13 protein-coding genes are annotated in these 16,697 nt (G+C 66.4%); 1 reads left to right on the top strand and 12 read right to left on the bottom strand.

Annotated elements, in window-relative coordinates; translation table 11 throughout:
* Positions 1-4: 4 nt before the first annotated feature.
* The 10 genes from frr to ACQR0U_RS25600 form a co-directional block, all read right to left on the bottom strand.
* The gene (gene frr / locus ACQR0U_RS25645) at positions 5-568 is read right to left on the bottom strand and encodes a ribosome recycling factor (RefSeq protein ID WP_315711599.1); all 564 of its coding nucleotides are present in this window, start codon (positions 566-568) and stop codon (positions 5-7) included.
* Between the two features lie 162 nt (positions 569-730).
* Positions 731-1,447: a UMP kinase gene (gene pyrH, locus ACQR0U_RS25640; RefSeq protein WP_315711598.1), complete on the bottom strand. Its 717-nt coding sequence runs from the start codon at positions 1,445-1,447 to the stop codon at positions 731-733.
* Positions 1,448-1,521: 74 nt separating this feature from the next.
* On the bottom strand, positions 1,522-2,445 hold the full coding sequence (gene tsf / locus ACQR0U_RS25635; RefSeq protein WP_315711597.1) for a translation elongation factor Ts: 924 nt from the start codon (positions 2,443-2,445) through the stop codon (positions 1,522-1,524).
* Positions 2,446-2,574: 129 nt separating this feature from the next.
* On the bottom strand, positions 2,575-3,564 hold the full coding sequence (locus tag ACQR0U_RS25630; protein WP_315711596.1) for a 30S ribosomal protein S2: 990 nt from the start codon (positions 3,562-3,564) through the stop codon (positions 2,575-2,577).
* 154 nt (positions 3,565-3,718) lie between these two features.
* Positions 3,719-4,240, bottom strand: a complete 522-nt coding sequence (locus ACQR0U_RS25625) for a hypothetical protein (RefSeq protein WP_315711595.1) — start codon at positions 4,238-4,240, stop codon at positions 3,719-3,721.
* 87 nt (positions 4,241-4,327) lie between these two features.
* Positions 4,328-5,290, bottom strand: a complete 963-nt coding sequence (locus tag ACQR0U_RS25620; protein WP_315711593.1) for an FHA domain-containing protein — start codon at positions 5,288-5,290, stop codon at positions 4,328-4,330.
* The gene (locus ACQR0U_RS25615; RefSeq protein ID WP_315827151.1) at positions 5,287-6,579 is read right to left on the bottom strand and encodes a S1C family serine protease; all 1,293 of its coding nucleotides are present in this window, start codon (positions 6,577-6,579) and stop codon (positions 5,287-5,289) included. The genes ACQR0U_RS25620 and ACQR0U_RS25615 overlap by 4 nt, the downstream gene beginning before the upstream one ends.
* Before the next feature lie 182 nt (positions 6,580-6,761).
* Positions 6,762-9,071: a caspase family protein gene (locus ACQR0U_RS25610; RefSeq protein ID WP_434843778.1), complete on the bottom strand. Its 2,310-nt coding sequence runs from the start codon at positions 9,069-9,071 to the stop codon at positions 6,762-6,764.
* Between the two features lie 170 nt (positions 9,072-9,241).
* Positions 9,242-12,772: a DNA polymerase III subunit alpha gene (gene dnaE / locus ACQR0U_RS25605; protein ID WP_316185787.1), complete on the bottom strand. Its 3,531-nt coding sequence runs from the start codon at positions 12,770-12,772 to the stop codon at positions 9,242-9,244.
* 463 nt (positions 12,773-13,235) lie between these two features.
* Positions 13,236-13,949: an outer membrane protein gene (locus tag ACQR0U_RS25600; RefSeq protein WP_315750905.1), complete on the bottom strand. Its 714-nt coding sequence runs from the start codon at positions 13,947-13,949 to the stop codon at positions 13,236-13,238.
* A gap of 269 nt (positions 13,950-14,218) precedes the next feature.
* On the opposite strand from ACQR0U_RS25600, the gene ACQR0U_RS25595 reads away from it, so the two are divergent.
* Complete coding sequence (locus ACQR0U_RS25595; RefSeq protein WP_315711587.1) at positions 14,219-14,554, top strand: DUF3551 domain-containing protein; 336 nt, start codon at positions 14,219-14,221, stop codon at positions 14,552-14,554.
* A 106-nt stretch (positions 14,555-14,660) separates the two neighbouring features.
* On the opposite strand, the gene ACQR0U_RS25590 is transcribed toward ACQR0U_RS25595, so the two are convergent.
* Positions 14,661-15,434 carry an outer membrane protein gene (locus ACQR0U_RS25590; protein WP_315711586.1) on the bottom strand — a complete coding sequence of 258 codons (774 nt, stop codon included), beginning with the start codon at positions 15,432-15,434 and terminating at the stop codon, positions 14,661-14,663.
* Between the two features lie 445 nt (positions 15,435-15,879).
* On the bottom strand, positions 15,880-16,650 hold the full coding sequence (locus ACQR0U_RS25585) for a helix-turn-helix transcriptional regulator (RefSeq protein WP_315827155.1): 771 nt from the start codon (positions 16,648-16,650) through the stop codon (positions 15,880-15,882).
* Positions 16,651-16,697 lie beyond the last annotated feature (47 nt).

Genomic DNA, 16,697 nt, shown 5'->3' with positions numbered 1-16,697 from the left:
TCCTTCAGACGGTGAGGATTTCCTTTTCCTTCGCCGCCAGCAGCTGGTCGATCTCCGAGATCACGCTGTCGGTCGCCTTCTGCACATCGGCAGCGAGGCGCTCCTGATCGTCCTCGGACATCTCGTGATTCTTCTCGAGCTTCTTGAGGGTATCGAGACCGTCGCGGCGGACATGGCGGACGGCGACACGGGCAGCTTCCGCATATTTATGCGCGACCTTGACCAGCTCCTTGCGCCGCTCCTGGTTGAGCTCGGGAATGCGCAGCCGGATCACCTGGCCTTCGGTCGCCGGCGACAGGCCGAGGTTGGAATCGACGATCGCCTTCTCGACGGCCTTGACCATGGAGCGGTCCCAGACCTGCACCGAGAGCAGGCGCGGCTCGGGCACGGAGACGGTCGCGAGCTGGTTGAGCGGCATGTGCGAGCCATAGGCCTCGACCTGGACCGGCTCCACCATCGATGCCGAGGCGCGGCCGGTGCGCAGGCCGCCGAGCTCGTGCTTCAGCGCCTGGGTCGCGCCCTGCATGCGGCGCTTCAGTTCGTTGAGGTCGAAATTGCCCGTGCTCATCACGCTTTCCTTTCTGCAATCCGGGGCGTTGCGGCCGGCTCTGCCAGGCCTTGAAATGCCTGCGGCCGGACTCGGGCGACTCCCGGATGAATTCCTGTCTCGCTTACGCTTCTACCGCAGGCTCGGGATCGGTCCAACACCGGCGGCCGACGGTGCCGCGGCTCACCCCGCGACGATGGTGCCGCGCCCTTCGCCCTGCAGCATCGCGCCGATCGAGCCCGGTTCGGCAATGGAGAACACAATGATAGGCAGCGACGTTTCCCGGGCAAGGGCGAATGCGGTCGCGTCCATGACCTTGTAGCCGCCCTCGATGGCCTGTGAATGGGTCAGCCGGTCGAAGCGCTTGGCGGCCGGATCCTTCTTGGGATCGGCGCTATAGACCCCGTCGACATTGGTGGCCTTGAGCACGGCCTGGGCACCGATCTCGGCCGCCCGCAAGACCGCTGTGGTATCGGTCGTGAAATAGGGATTGCCGGTGCCGCCCCCGAGCACGACGATGCGTCCTTCGGCCAGCGACTTGTGCGCCGCAGCGCGGGTGAACAGCTCGCACACCTCCGGCATGACGAAAGCCGAGAGCGCCTGCGCCGGGGTGCCCTTGCGCTGGATGGCGGCTTCCAGCGCCAGGCAGTTCATGACGGTGGCGAGCATGCCCATGGTGTCGCCGGTCGGACGCGACACGCCCTGCGACGACACCTCGACGCCGCGCACCATGTTGCCGCCGCCGACCACGACTGCGATCTCGACGCCGAGCTTCTGGGCCGCGATGAGGTCATCGGCGATGCGGTCGACGGTCGGCTGGTCGATGCCGAAAGAATGAGGGCCCGCGAGATATTCGCCGGACAGCTTGACCACGACGCGACGATAGACCGGCTCAGCCATGTGCCAATGCTCTCCTATCCCGCGCGTTGAGATCCGGCGCGAACGCCGCGCCGGATCGTGACTGTGCTCAGTCGTTACTTCTTGCCGCTGGCGGCGGCGACTTCGGCAGCGAAGTCGGTCTCTTCCTTCTCGATACCCTCACCGAGGGCATAGCGGACGAAACCGGCAACCTTGATCGGACCGCCGACCTTGCCTTCGGCTTCCTTCAGCGCCTGCGCGACCGACTTGCCGCTGTCATGGATGAAGGCCTGCTCGAGCAGGGTGACTTCCTTGTAGTAGGTCTTCAGACCGGACTCGACGATCTTCTCGATCACGTTTTCCGGCTTGCCCTGCTGACGATACTTGTCGGCGAGCACGTCCTTCTCGCGCTTGACGAGCTCCGGATCGAGACCCGCCGCATCGATCGCCTGCGGATTGGCCGCGGCGACGTGCATCGCGAGCTGACGGCCGAGCACGGCGAGCTCGTCGGTCTTGCCGGGCGACTCCAGCGCCACGATCACGCCGAGCTTGCCGGCACCCTCGATGACGGCGCCATGGACGTAGCTCGACACGACGCCCTGGCTCACTTCGAGCGAAGCCGCACGCCGCAGCGTCTGGTTCTCACCGATGGTGGCGATCGAATCGGCAATCGCGGCCTCGACCGTGATGCTGCCCACCTTGGCGGCCTTGATCTTCTCCACGTCGGCCCCGACGTCGAGCGCGACCTGGGCAATCATCTTGACCAGACCCTGGAAGTGCTCGTTGCGGGCGACGAAGTCGGTCTCGGAATTGACCTCGACGACCACGCCCTTCTTGCCGGAGGTCAGCGCGCCGATCAGGCCCTCGGCCGCAACGCGACCGGCCTTCTTGGCGGCCTTCGACAGGCCCTTCTTGCGCAGCCAATCCTGCGCGGCCTGCATGTCGCCGCCGTTCTCGGTGAGCGCGGCCTTGCAGTCCATCATGCCCGCGCCGGTCGACTCGCGCAGGTCCTTCACCATCGCTGCGGTGATATTAGCCATCGTTGAACGTCCTTTTGCCTGTCCAAAGCGCGACGCAGCGGATGGCTCGTCGCCGCCCGCTGCCAGGAAAAACCTATCTCAGTCGCGACGGCCGGCGTGAGACGCCGGCCAGAATGGTGTTGTGTCGTCTTACGCGTCGGCGAGCGACTTGGCCTGCGCGACCCAGGCATCGGCCCGGCTCGGGAGACCGACTTCTTCGCCGATCTGGTGCGCGGTGTCGTGGTTGAGCTCGGCGAGCTGCCAGTAGTGGAAGATGCCGAGGTCGTTGAGCTTCTTCTCGATCGCACCGGACACGCCGGTGAGCTTCTTGAGATCATCGGCGGTGCCGCGCGGACCAGGCAGACCCTGGAACGTCGAAGTGGACGCAGCCGGAAGATCTTCCTCGAGCGGAGCCGCCGAGGCGCCGACGTCGATCCCGAGCTCGCCCTGCGCGCGCGAGATGCCGTCGATGGCGGCCCGCGCGATCAGGTCGCAGTACAGCGAAATGGCGCGGCCGGCGTCGTCATTGCCGGGCACGACATAGGTGATGCCCTTCGGATCGCAATTGGTGTCGACAATCGCGGCCACCGGGATCTTGAGGCGCTGGGCCTCCTGGATCGCGATGTCTTCCTTGTTGGTGTCGATCACGAAGATCATGTCGGGCAGACCGCCCATGTCCTTGATGCCGCCGAGCGAGCGGTCGAGCTTGTCGCGCTCGCGCTGCAGGGTCAGCCGCTCCTTCTTGGTGTAGGAGTTGGCTTCGCCCGAGGACAGCACCTCGTCGAGATGACGCAGGCGCTTGATCGAGGCCGAGATCGTCTTCCAGTTGGTCAGCGTGCCGCCGAGCCAGCGCGAATTGACGAAATACTGCGCGCAGCGCTTGGCTGCGTCGGCCACGTTGTCCTGCGCCTGGCGCTTGGTGCCGACGAACAGGATGCGGCCGCCCTTGGCGACGGTGTCGCTGACGGCCTGCAGCGCCGTGTGCAGCAGCGGCACGGTCTGGGCGAGATCGATGATGTGGATGTTGTTGCGGGCTCCGAAAATGAAATCGGCCATTTTCGGATTCCAGCGGTGAGACTGGTGACCAAAGTGCACGCCAGCTTCGAGCAGCTGACGCATCGTGAATTCAGGCAGCGCCATTGGATATTCTCCGGTTGATTCCTCCGGAAACGCGTGAGCAACAACGGGCCGTCAAGGCCCGGCTTGCCACCGGACGCCCTCTAGGAGAGCCAAGTTTCCGTGTGAGATGGCGGGCTATATAGCCGGATTTTGGCGCAACGCAAGGAAAATGGGCTCATTCGGCCTGCAGAAGCTCGACCATCGCCGTCCGGGCCTGCCCCTCCTGCAGCGGAACGAAGTCGACCGGACCCTTGTTGTCAGCGCCCGACGAGGCCGCGGCCATGACGCCCATGCCGAGCAGGCCGAACGCCATGCCGCCGCCCTGCATGGCCCTGGACCGATCACTGGGCCTGATCGAGAAGAAATAGGTCCGCCCCGGCTCGGTGTTGAAATCGAGCACCGAGTCGCCTGGGAACAGGGTCTGGGTGGCGACGAGGTGGTGCGGACCGGCCGGACGGTCGACGTAGACATAGGTTCCGGGGATCAGGCGACTCAGCGCGACGCCGTCGACCTTGGCGTCGCACGTGGTCCGGTCCAGCCAGGCATCCTTCAAGCTCATGATGATGATGCGGGACTGCCCGGCACGCGGTGCCCCGATCTTCTGTGACACCACAGCGTATTCGGTGCCTTCCTTGCCTGTCAGGCATCCTGATACCAGAAATGCCGCTCCCAATCCCAGCAGCGCTCGCCTGTTCATTGCCCCCCCGTAGAAACCCGGGGTTCGAGGCTATGACGGGAACCAGGGAACTTTCAACCTCCGGGAGCAAAGACAGTGGAACTGTGATCAGCGCTCCACACCGGCCGGGGCCAGCGCGGCGCGGTCGGCATCGAGCTTCGCCCTCAGCCGCGCGGCGTCTTCGAAGAAGGTCTGCTCGTCCTGCACCGGGACCAGGCGCAGGGACGGCGGCATCAGCACGTGGCTGACATTGGGACGGCCGGAATTCGCCAACGCCTCCGACCGCTGCACGGTCTGGATCGCGATCGCGACCACCAGCAAAAGGCCGACCACCAGGCCCTTGGCGAGCATATGGGTGCGTCCGACCTCACGCAGATGCAGCAAGCAGGTCGCGGCGAGAACGATCCACGAAACGACGTAGCCGTAGGTGAAGACAGCGCTCCAGGTCAGGGCGAACGAGGCAATCTGGGCGAACTCGCTGTAGACCCAGAACGCAATCAGACCCGCCTGCGCGATCAGGAGGTGGCGCAGAAAATGCGAGCGGCCGGAAAACAGCCGCGCCAGCAGCGCCCAGACGCCAACCCATGCGACGACCACCCCGATCATCGTGACGGTCGGCACAAGATAATCGGACAGATGCGCCTCGGAGGTCTGCGCAAACCAGGTCATCACCGCGTTGATCGCGAGCAGGACGACACCGAGGGCGATCGCGGCGATGATCGGCAGCGCCCCGCGTTCGGAGCCCGCGAGCCGCTCCGGCTCGACGGCATGGCCGGCGTCGCGGATCCGAAGCAGCGTCTGGCCGATCCGGATCGGCTTGGCGCCGTCGAGGACGAGCTGCGGCTTCCGGCTCTTGCCGCGATCGAGAAAGAGGCCATTGGCGCTGCCGAGATCCTCGGCGACCAGGCGCCCCTCGCCGTCGCGGAAAATTCGCACATGGCGCGCGGCGACATAGGGATCGTCGAGGATGACGTGATTGTCGTAGCCGCGGCCGATGCTGATCTCGGCGGCATCGACGCGGAAGCGGCCGGCGACGTCGCGATGCTTGGAGAGGATCTCGATCCAGATCATCGTGCGACCTGCAGGCGTTCGAGGAAGCTCTTGCCGAGGCGCAAGGCGTCGTCATAGGCGATCGCCTGCAGGTTCAGCCGCGACACCAGCGCCTCGTCGGCATGGTCCTGCGTCACCGCGACCAGCACGACGTCATAGAGGCCGTCGAACTCGCGATAGCCCTGCGCGCACCACAGCACGCGTAGCGGCGGATGAGCGGCCGCCGGCGTCACGCCGACGAAATCGGCATGACAATGCTGCGGCGTGTACCATTTGCGGAACGAGCCGCCCTGGGTGAGTCGCGGCTGCGCCAGCTGCGTCAGCACGGTCGCGAACTGGAATTGATTGAGGTCGATCGATTTCGCGTAGGAGTGGCTGACCTCGACCACGCCGGTGTTGAGGTCGGAGGCGACATAGACGCTGGCCTCGGCCTTGCAACTGGTCGAATTGATGCTGGCGCGCGGCTTCGGCGACGCGCTGGCATTGGTGCTCGCCCAGCATTCGAACCAGCCCGCGCGCGTCTCCGGCGCCTGATAGGAGCCGAACACCCGATCGCGGAAGCCCTCCTCGCCCAGCGACTTGTAGAGCGCTCCACGCCAGCTCGTAAGCTGCGCGATCACGTCCTTGTGCAGATCGGCCGCCGCCGGCCTGGCATCTTGGCCGCGCGCCAGGAGCGCGGCCGCGAAGCGGGCGGGCACCAGGAAGCTGATGAGCTGGCCGCCGCGGCGCGTGGCGACGTTGATGCCGACCACCTGGCCTTGCGCATTCACCGCGGGCCCGCCGCTCATGCCGGGATTGAGCGCGCCGGTGAAATGGATGTGATCGTTGTAGCTGTGCTCGACGAGACCGTTATACGTTCCCTCGATGATGGTGAAGCCGAGGTCGAGCGGGTTGCCGAGCGAATAGAGCCGCTCGCCTTTCGGCAGGCTGCCGTCGAGCGCGGCCTTGTCGAACGAAAAGAACGGCGCGTTCTGCTTGTCGACGCGAACGAGCGCGAGATCGTTGGGCAGGTCGACAGCGAGCAACGTGACGCCGCCCTGCGTGCCATCGGCTCCCGTATATTCGAGCCGGTATGTCTTCGGCTCGAGTGCTGCATCCGACACAACGTGATAGTTCGTGACCGCGAGCCCGTCGGCGGAGACCAGAAAGCCGGATCCGGTCGAGGTCTGGCGGCCGGCATCGGCCACGAGCGTGCGGATCTGGAGCAGGCGCGGCGGCGCCGAGGCATAGACGGCTTCGGCGCCCGGCAGCGCTTGAGCATCGCTTGGCGATGGCAGGCCGGCGATACCGACGCCGCAAAGCGCGGCCATGATTGAGCTTCGCAAAGACAGCGTGCGCAAGGTCCCGACAAACGCTGATATCACTGATGCCCCCGCAACACGTCGTCGGCCGCCGACGTCCTGCGCCCACGATCGATCAGTCCGGCGGTCCGGCCATATCGAAAACAGGCCGATGTTGCAACCGCGCCGACCTCAGGCCAACGCGCCGCGGCTCAGCAATGCGGGACGTTCGGCGGACATCTCTTGCCCGGCGGCGGGGCCGCCGGACGTGGCGGCGGCGGCGCGGGCCGTGCCATCGGCGGCGGTGGCGGCGCTGGCCGGGCCACGGCGGCCATCGGCGGCGGACTGGGACGCGCCATCTGCGGTGGAGGCGCAGGACGCGCCATCGGTGGCGGAGCGGACGGACGCATGACTTGCGGCGGCGGTGGCGCCGGCCGAGGTGGCGGAGCCGCCCGAACCATCGGTGCAACCGGCGGTCGTGGCGGCGCCGGTGGCGGGCTCAGACGCGCCGTCGCCGGTGGTGGCGGCGGGCGGCGCTGGATCTGCGGTGGCGTCGCCTGCTGAATGCGCGGGCTCACCTCAGGCCCGCGCGGAACGGCTGACGGCATGACCGGACGGGACGGCGTCACCGATGGCCTTGCGGGCTGCGGCACGACTGCGCCCGGCGGCGTGCGGTTCGCGCGCAGATCCTGGCGCGCGGGCGGTGGCAGCGCGGCAGAGGGCGATGCCGGTGCCGGCTGGCGCAGACTAGGAGCCTGAACCGATGGTGGCACCGGCGGACCACCGCGACCGGGCACCGGCAGCGGATTGACATTGGCATGCCCCTGCCCGGGTCCCGTCATGGCCGGCGAGGGTCCGCCCGGCGGAGCGTTGGCCTGAATGGCCGGTGCTGCACCGGGCCGGACCGTGGGATTGGTGAGCGGTCCTCCCGGCGGCGGGACCTTGCCCTGCTGGATCAGCGTGGCGCGCTGCGCGACGGCCGGCGGCAAGGCCGGTGCCACCGCCACGGCCGGCGTCGTCACGGCCGCGGGGCCGGCAGTGATCGGCGCGGCCGGCGGCGCCGGACGATTGATCACGGTGTTGATGACGGTCGGGTTGTGGATGTTCTGGTAGATGATGTTGTTCGGCGGCGGGGCAACGAAAGCCGGCGGCCGGACATAGACCGGGATCGGCACGAACACCGGCCGCGGCAGGATGAACAGGCCGACCGGAGCGAACGGCGGCGGCAGCTCCACGAACTCCGGCAGAGGCGGCGGCAGGATGTAGACCGGCGGCGGGGGCGGCGGCACGAAATCGAATTCGGGATCCGAGAACAGCAGCACCGGACGTTCGACATAGATCACCTCGTCGAGCGGCGGCGGCGGCACGTCATATTCGATCATCGCGAAGGTCGGCGGCGGCGCCGGCTGTGCCGACAACATCGCCAGCCGCCGCCGGGCGTCCTCGGCATGCGCGCCATAGGGATAGCGCTTCAGGTAAGACCAATAGGCCTCCGGGCTGTCGGTGCGAAACGTCCGTCGCCAGGTCAGCGCCTCGCGGCGAGCGGCGACGAGGGCGCGCACGCGCCGCGCCAGCGGGTCGCTCGGATAGGCGGCGATGAAATCCTCATAGCCCTGCAGCGTGTCGCGCTCCAGCGCCGCGGCATAGGCCTCCTGCACCGGCAGCTCGCGGATCGGGCGCGAGCGCAGCGCCGCGGTCTGCTCCGGCGAATCCGGCGTGGCAGGCGCGTCCGGCGCCCGCTCGAAGAAGGTGAAGGCGGCCTGGATCTTCTGCGCATCCCACGGCACCTGCGCGCCCTTGGTCTCCTCGTTGACGCGCAGCCGCAGCCGGTCGAACACCTCCGGCAGCGACAGGCCGCCGGTGCGGATCATCTCCGCGAGCGAGCGCGCGTAGACGCCGTAGGCGCCGGTCTCGTTCGGCGCGATCGTGCCCGGCGCCGCATTGAAGGCGATCAGCATGTTGGCATCGGGCTCGACCAGCGCCAGGCCGCCGGCGATCGCCGGACCGCTGGCGATGAAGGGCTGCTGGCGGGCGGCATCGAGCACCACGACGCTGGCCTTCACCGGCGTCGCCGCAAGCTGGCGGATGTAGTCGCTGAGGCGCAGGCCTTCGGTCGGAATGTCGACGTCGCTGCCGATGTTGGCGTCGACGGGAAGAAAATAGTTCTCGCCGGCGAGCTGCATGCCGTAGCCGGCCAGATAGACCATTGCGACGGTGTTGGTGTCGGCTGACTGGGCCTTGTGAATGAAATCTCGAAAGCTCTTGCGCAGCGTGTCGGCATCGAGATCGCGCGCGCCGACCACATCGAAGCCCGCGGCCTGCAGCGTCTGCGCGATCAGGCCGGCGTCGTTGGCCGCCGTCGCCAGCGGGCCCTTGGCATAGGCCCCGTTGCCGATCACCAGAGCGATACGCTTTTCGGCGCCGGGCTGCTGCGCTGCGGCAAGCCGCGGCAAGGCCGCCAAGGCGAGCAGGCAGAGCGAGACACTCAGGACGATCTTCGCGGTGATCTTGGTCAAGCGCATGGTTCAAGCCCCTTCGAGGCACCCGCCGCGGATTCAGCGGGAGAATGGCTGAACCGCGGTTGAACGGAGGCATGTCCGTACAGCCCACGCGCAGCTTTTTTGTTCCTCGTCCCCCCGTTCGACCAGCAAGATCGCCGAACGCAGCCGCTCCAGCGGAACGATCGCCTCGATTACAGCTGCTGCACGTCGACCACGCCGGTCACCGCCTTGATGGCACCTGCGATTTGTGGCGAAACCTTGAAGCGCCCCGGCAGTTTCATCTCGACCTCGGTTTCGAGGTCCAGCATCATGACCAGCGACACCTCGCCTTCGCCTGCTGCGGTGCGGGGCGCCAAGGGCGGCGCGGCGCTCTTGGCGATCGCCCCGTTGCCATTGACCGCGGCACCTTCCGGCCCCTGCAGGCGCTTGACGATGGAATCGAGCGGCTTGGTGTCGCGCAGGAAGATGCGCAATCCGCGCTGCGTCTTGGCGGCGGCATCATCGAGCGGCTCGGCATGCAGCACCCGCGCGCGGACATCCTCGCCCTGCAGCTCGGCGCCGAGCTGCAGCAGCACCGCCGCGCCCGGCTCGAGCACGTCGCGATATTGTGCGAGGCCCTCAGAGAACAGCACGGCCTCGAAATGGCCGGTCGGATCCGACAGACCCATGATGCCCATCTTGTTGCCGGTCTTGGTGCGCCGCTCCATGCGCGACACCACGGTGGCGGCAACCTTGCCCGCGGTCGCGCCGGTCTTCACCGCACGCGAAAACTCGGCCCAGCTCTGCACGCGCAGGCGCTTCAGCGCCGCCGCGTAGTCGTCGAGCGGATGGCCCGACAGGAAGAAGCCGATCGCATCATATTCGCGCCGCAGACGCTCGGCCGGCAGCCAGTTCTCGATGTTCGGCAGGATGATCGCGGGCGCATCGGCGGCGTTGCCGAACATGTCGTTCTGGCCGGAGGTGGCGGCCTCGTGCGCGCGCTGGCAGGCGGCGACGATCGCGTCCGCGCCGGCGAACACGCGGGCGCGGTTCTTGTCGAGCACGTCGAACGCACCGGCCGCCGCCAACGTCTCGATGATGCGCTTGTTGATCGCGCGCGGATTGACGCGAGAGGCGAAGTCGGCGAGCGAGGTGAACGGGCCGCCCTTGTTGCGGGCCTCGACGATCATCTCGATCGCCTGCGGGCCGACGCCCTTGAGCGCGGCGAGCGCGTAGAAGATGGTGTTGCCGCTGACCTCGAAGGTCGGCCCCGAGCGGTTGATCGACGGCGGCTCGACCTTGATGCCGAGGCGCTGCGCCTCGGTACGAAATTCAGAGAGCTTGTCGGTGTTGTTGAGATCGAGCGTCATCGACGCCGCGATGAACTCCACCGGATAATGCGCCTTCATGTAGGCGGTGTGGTAGGACACCAGCGCATAGGCGGCCGCGTGCGACTTGTTGAAGCCGTAGTCGGCGAATTTGGCGAGCAGGTCGAAGATCGTGTCGGCCTGGTCCTTCGGCACGCCGTTCTTGACGGCGCCTTCGACGAAGCGGACGCGCTGCTTGTCCATCTCGGCGCGGATCTTCTTGCCCATGGCGCGCCGCAGGAGGTCGGCCTCGCCGAGCGAATAGCCGGACATCTGCTGCGCGACCTGCATCACCTGTTCCTGGTAGATGATGACGCCGAAGGTCTCCTTCAGGATCGGCTCCAGGATCGGGTGCAGATATTCCGGCTCCTCCTCGCCGTGCTTGCGGGCACAGTAGGTCGGGATGTTGGCCATCGGACCGGGACGATACAGCGCCACCAGCGCGATGATGTCCTCGAAGCGGTCCGGGCGCATGTCGATCAGCGCACGCCGCATGCCCTGGCTTTCAACCTGGAACACGCCGACCACGTCGCCCCGCGCCAGCATCTGATAGCTCGGCGCGTCGTCGATCGGCAGGGTCGCGAGATCGACGTGGACGTCGCGCTGCTTCAGCAGCTTCACGGCGACGTCGAGCACGGTCAGCGTCTTCAGGCCGAGGAAGTCGAACTTGACGAGGCCGGCGGGCTCGACCCATTTCATGTTGAACTGGGTGACCGGCATGTCCGATTTCGGATCGCGATACATCGGCACCAGCTCGCTCAGCGGCCGGTCGCCGATGACGATGCCGGCGGCGTGGGTCGAGGCATGCCGCGTCAGGCCTTCGAGGCGCATCGCGATGTCGAAGGCGCGCGCCACCACCGGGTCCTCGTCGCGGAAGGCCTGCAGCTTCGGCTCGCCCTCGATCGCGGCGGCGAGCGTCACCGGCGCGGCCGGATTCTGCGGCACCAGCTTGGTGAGCTTGTCGACCTGCCCGTAGGGCATCTGCAGCACGCGGCCGACGTCGCGCAGCACGCCGCGCGCCTGCAGCGTGCCGAAGGTGATGATCTGCGCCACCTGGTCGCGGCCGTAGCGCTGCTGCACGTAGGAGATCACCTCGCCGCGGCGGTCCTGGCAGAAGTCGATGTCGAAGTCCGGCATCGAGACGCGCTCGGGATTGAGGAAGCGCTCGAACAGCAGCGCGAACCGCATCGGGTCGAGGTCGGTGATGGTCAAGACCCAGGCGACCAGCGAGCCTGCACCGGAGCCGCGCCCCGGTCCCACCGGGATGCCGTGCGCCTTGGCCCATTTGATGAAGTCCGACACGATCAGGAAGTAGCCCGCGTACTTCATGCGCATGATGACGTCGAGCTCAAAGGCGAGCCGCTTCTGATAGTCCTCCTCGGTCATGCCCGGCGCCATGCCGTGCACCTTGAGGCGCCGCTCCAGACCCTCCTCCGCCTGTCGCTTCAGCTCGGCGGCCTCGGCGCTGGCGGCGTCCACGGCATCGCTGCCGGTGCCGGCGCCGACCGTGAAGAACGGCAGGATCGGCTTGCGCGTCCGCGGCCGGTACGAACAGCGCTCGGCGATCTCGACCGTCGAGGCCAAGGCCTCCGGAAGGTCGGCGAACAGCACCGCCATCTCGGCACGGGTCTTGAAGCGGTGATCCGGCGTCAGTTGCACGCGCTCGGTGTCGGCGATCAGATGGCCGCCGGCGATGCACAGCAGCGCATCATGCGCCTCGTAGTCGTCGGCGGTCGCGAAATACGGCTCGTTGGTCGCGACCAGCGGCAGGCCCTTGCCATAGGCGATATCGATCAGGCCGCCTTCGACGCGGCGCTCGCGGTCGACGCCGTGGCGCTGCAGCTCGATGTAGAGGCGGTCGCCGAACAGGCTTGCCAGCCGCTCGCAGCGCTGCGTCGCAAGTGCCGCCATGTCGTGCTGGATCGCGAGCGAGATCGGCCCATCGGGCCCGCCCGTGAGCGCGATCAGACCATCGACACCCTCGTTCAGCCACTCGAACTTGATGTGCGGCGCCTGATGCGTCGGCGTCTCCAGGAAGGCGCGCGAGTTCAGCCGCATCAGGTGGCGGTAGCCCTCCTCGCGTGCGGCGAGCAGGACGATTCGCGAGGGCTGCGCGACCGCGCCGGCATTGCGGGCATTCGGGTCCATGTCGCCGAAATCGATGGCGAGCTCGCAGCCGGCAATCGGCTGGATGCCATAGCTCGCCATCTTGTCGGAGAATTCGAGCGCACCGAACATGTTGTCGGTGTCGGTCAGCGCCAGCGCCGGCTGACGGTCGGCCTTGGCGAGTTCGCCGAGCTTGCCGATCTTGATCGAGCCCTTCAGCAGCGAATAGGCGGAATGGACGTGGAGATGGACGAATCCGGCGCTGGACATGCTCGCCTTGCAGCTTCCCTGGGGCTTGTTCCGAGATCACGGTGCGGGGCCAAGCCTTGGGCTTGGCTCGAAGTCATGAACCGCCATGCCCCCGACCCCGACCGACTCGCTCCGCATCATATCGGACGACCTCCGGCGAGTCCGGCGCCCTCGCCTGCCTTGTCCCCAGCCGCTGCGCTCGGAAAACTAAAGCTGTGGAATGATTTGCGCCCAGAGCGCGATCATGCCGACGAACAGCGTGATCGACGCCAGCGCGGCGGCTTCTTGAACGAAAACCTTGAGCATCGGGACCTCCCTGAGTCAGAACATATGAAGAACAATGTTCCTTTTCTGTTCTCAGGTCAAGCGCGCTGATCGGCTCATCGCCGCGCCGGCACAGCAAATGGTTAACCCGCCTCCGCAAACAAAAAGCCCCGGCGCGAACGCCGGGGCTTTCCAATCGGCCGATCGAGCGAGGATCGACTCAGTACCGCGTCGCGACCGGGCCGCCGAAGCGGTAGTTCAGGCGGGCGGTGAACAGATCGACGTCCTGCTTGATGCTGTCGGAGCCGAGCGCGCCGAAGCTGACGGTCTGGCGGTCCATGAACAGATGGTCGTACTCGACGCCCAGCGACCAGTTCGGCGCAAAGCCGTATTCGACGCCGGCACCCACCACGCCGCCCCAGCGCGTGTCGTCGTTGGAGGCGAGGAACGCGCCGGTCGCCGCATTGGTGATCGTGTACTTGTTGCTGGTCACGGCCGCGCCGCCCTTGGCGTAGAGCAGCACGTTGTTGATGGCGTAGCCGACCTGGCCGGTGAACAGGCCGAACGCATCGGTCTTGGTGCGGTTACGCGTTCCGAACAGCGCGCTCTGATTGTCGCCGGTGAGGTCGGCCCAGTTGCCCTGCGCCTCGACGCCGAACACGATCTGGCCCATCTGCCAGCGATAGCCGACCTGGCCACCGACGGTGCCGCCGGATGCATCATGCGAACCCTCGCGGCCGCCGCCGACCAGATCCCAGGTGTTCTCGCTCCAGCCGCCGCCACCGTTCGCGCCGATGTAGAAGCCGCTCCAGTCATAGATCGCAGCCATCACCGGCGGCGGTGCCTTCGTGTAGGGACGCGCAGCGAGATCCGCGGCAAGCGCCGGCGAGGCCAGCACCACGAGCGCCGTCGTCGTCAACAGAAGTTTCTTCATCACAGGTCCAGTCTCGTCTCATTTGGCCCCCAGGCCAGCCGCACCTCTTACCGATCTGCGCCACAATTGCTGTAGCCGCTCAGTCACAGCTCGCTGCTGAAAGGCCACGAGACATGTTAGGAAATTAATCTTTAATCACAGTGTGTTGATGGAACTTTCCAGCTTGCAATCGAGGGCCGACCGACTACACACGCGTGAGGGCCGTCGCGCCGGTGCTTCGCCATGAAGCGCGCGCGTTCTGGTCATCAAGGGATGAAGGGAGATCGTTGATGCGTGAGGTTTTATTTGCGGCCCTGGCTGCAGCCGGCCTCGTGGTCGCAACCCATGCGCCGGCTCACGCCGTCGGTGTCAGGCATGCGTTCTGTCTGCAGGGTGATGAGTTTCCGGGCTTGAGCCACTGCACCTTCGACACTTACGCGCAATGCCAGGCGACGGCGTCGGGACGCCTGCTGAACTGCATCGCGAACCCCTATTTCGCCGGTGTCAGCAATGACCCGCGCGCGACGCCCTATCCGTATCCGCACAGGCAGCGGATCAGGCCGCGTCCGCCGGCGCCGAATCCCTACGCGCCGTTCCCCAACCCGTTCGTGTTCGAAGAGGACTGACCCGTCCCCACCTTCGACGCAGCGAGCCGCCGTCTCAGGCCATACCATCGAAGGTTCGTCGAAGCCGCGGCTTCGACGAACCGGAGCAATCAAGGGTGACGTTGCGTCAGCGCATCATCCCGAAACCCGGGCCGAACTTGTAGTTCAGCTTCACGAGCCCGATGTCGACGTCCTGCTTGATGCGATGAGTCATCGCGGGCGCGCCGGCCGCGGCGACGAAGTTCAGGTTCTTGTTGCCCAGGAAGATGTGGTCGTACTCGACGCCGACCGACCAGTTCGGCGCAAAGCCATATTCGAGGCCGGCACCGATCGTACCGCCCCAACGCGTCGTGTTGGCGCGATCGAGCATCACGTTGGTGCCCGTGGTGAAGGTGTCGTAGCGATCGCCGACGACCGCGGCACCGCCCTTGATATAGCCGAGAATGTTGTCGAAGGCATAGCCGACCTGGCCGGTGAACAGGCCGAAGCCGTTGGTGCGTGAACGGTCGCTGACATTGGGAAGAATCAGGTTGCGATTCGTGCCTTTGAAATTCGCCCAGTCGCCCTGCGCCTCGACGCCGAACACCCAGTTGGCCATCTGATAGCGGTAGCCGACCTGGCCGCCGACGGCCGCGCCGCCGCCGCCGGAGCAACCTTCGCGGTTGGCTGCCGGGTTCACCGCCACACCGGCGTTCGAAACCAGATTCCAGCAATCCCGGCTGGAACCTCCGCCGGCGTTGAAGCCGACATAGAAGCCGCTCCAGTCATACACCGTCGCCACGACGGCGGGCGGCGCCTTGGTGTACGGCCCCTTCTTCATTGGAAGATCAGCTGCGAATGCAGACGTCGCCGCGGCGATTGCGCCGAGCCCCACCGTTGCGCCGAAAAGCGTCTTCATCATCGAACTCCGTAGCTTCTGTCCCAAAGTCCCCAGGCCCCCTGGTTCCGTGCGAAAAACATGCAGCGCGACGAAGCGACTATGCCACCCGCATTCGCTCCGCCGACATCAACCGATGTGCAGATCAGAACCATTCTTTCCGGCTTTTATGGGATTGGACGCAAATGCCTGTTTTTCAAGGCTTTGCCGGCAACATGAACAAACAACTAATAAGATGTAAGGAGGAGTCGTGGCCGGCGTCCATCCATGGCCACAATGCGAGCGACGGCAAAATCGTGATCGGGAAACTCCCGGTCACGGAACGACCCCTGTCACGTCTCAGTCGTGAATTCTTCAGGGCAGCACGACGAGTCTTGCGAATGCGTAGCATCATCATGCGCAAAGCGGACGAATGTGTGGTGCTTCCCGGCCGACGCGGAATGCACGCTCGTCCGGAGCGGCATCGTCATCACGTGTAGTAGATCGCCAACTTCAGCGCGGGATCGTCGTTGGACTGGAAGGTCGCGTATCGCAGCCTCACGCGGCCCTTCTTCGGATGCTCGAGCAGCTTTTCGCCCGCAGCAAGCGCATTGACGTCGTGCGCCGCCCACAAGCCATCGAACTCGCGGCTGCCACGCCGCAGCCGCGCGATCAGATCGACGAAGGCGGGATCGCCCGCCCACAGATCATAGGTCGCGCGAAACTGCGCGACCATGCGTTGCGCCAGCTCCTTCCATTGCGCGCCGAACAGCCGGCGCACGCCGGGCTTGCACAGCATCAGCACCAACGTGTTGCGCTCATCGTCGGCGAGTTGCGAGAAGCCGAAGATCTCGTCCGCCGCCGCATTCCAGGCGAGCACATCCCATCGCCGTCCGGAGATGTAGGCCGGCTGGTTCAGACTCTGCACGAGTTCGCGCAGTCGGGGCGGCACCTGCTCGCGCACGAACGGCTTGCGCGCAGGATCGCGCACCAGCGCCTTGAGATGAGCATGCTCGGTTCGGCTCAGGCGCAGGGCGCGCGCCAGCGCATCGATGGTGGATGAGGACGGCTTCACCGCACGGCCCTGCTCGATTCGGATGTACCAGTCGACGCCGATGCCAGCGAGCTCGGCTACTTCCTCCCGCCGCAGCCCTGCGGTGCGTCGCCGCCGCCCGGCTGCGAGCCCGACCGCCTGCGGCGTCAGCTTCTCGCGCCGCGAGCGCAGGAAGTTTCCGAGTTCGGCATGTCTTGGATCACTCATCTCCGAGATCACTCATGGTTCGCCCCCGATGGCGGTGCGCCCAGCCT

It is taken from the genome of Bradyrhizobium sp. HKCCYLRH3097, from assembly GCF_051167875.1.
In the GTDB taxonomy this organism is placed as follows: Bacteria; Pseudomonadota; Alphaproteobacteria; order Rhizobiales; family Xanthobacteraceae; genus Bradyrhizobium.
This window is presented reverse-complemented; position numbering and strand designations above follow the sequence as displayed.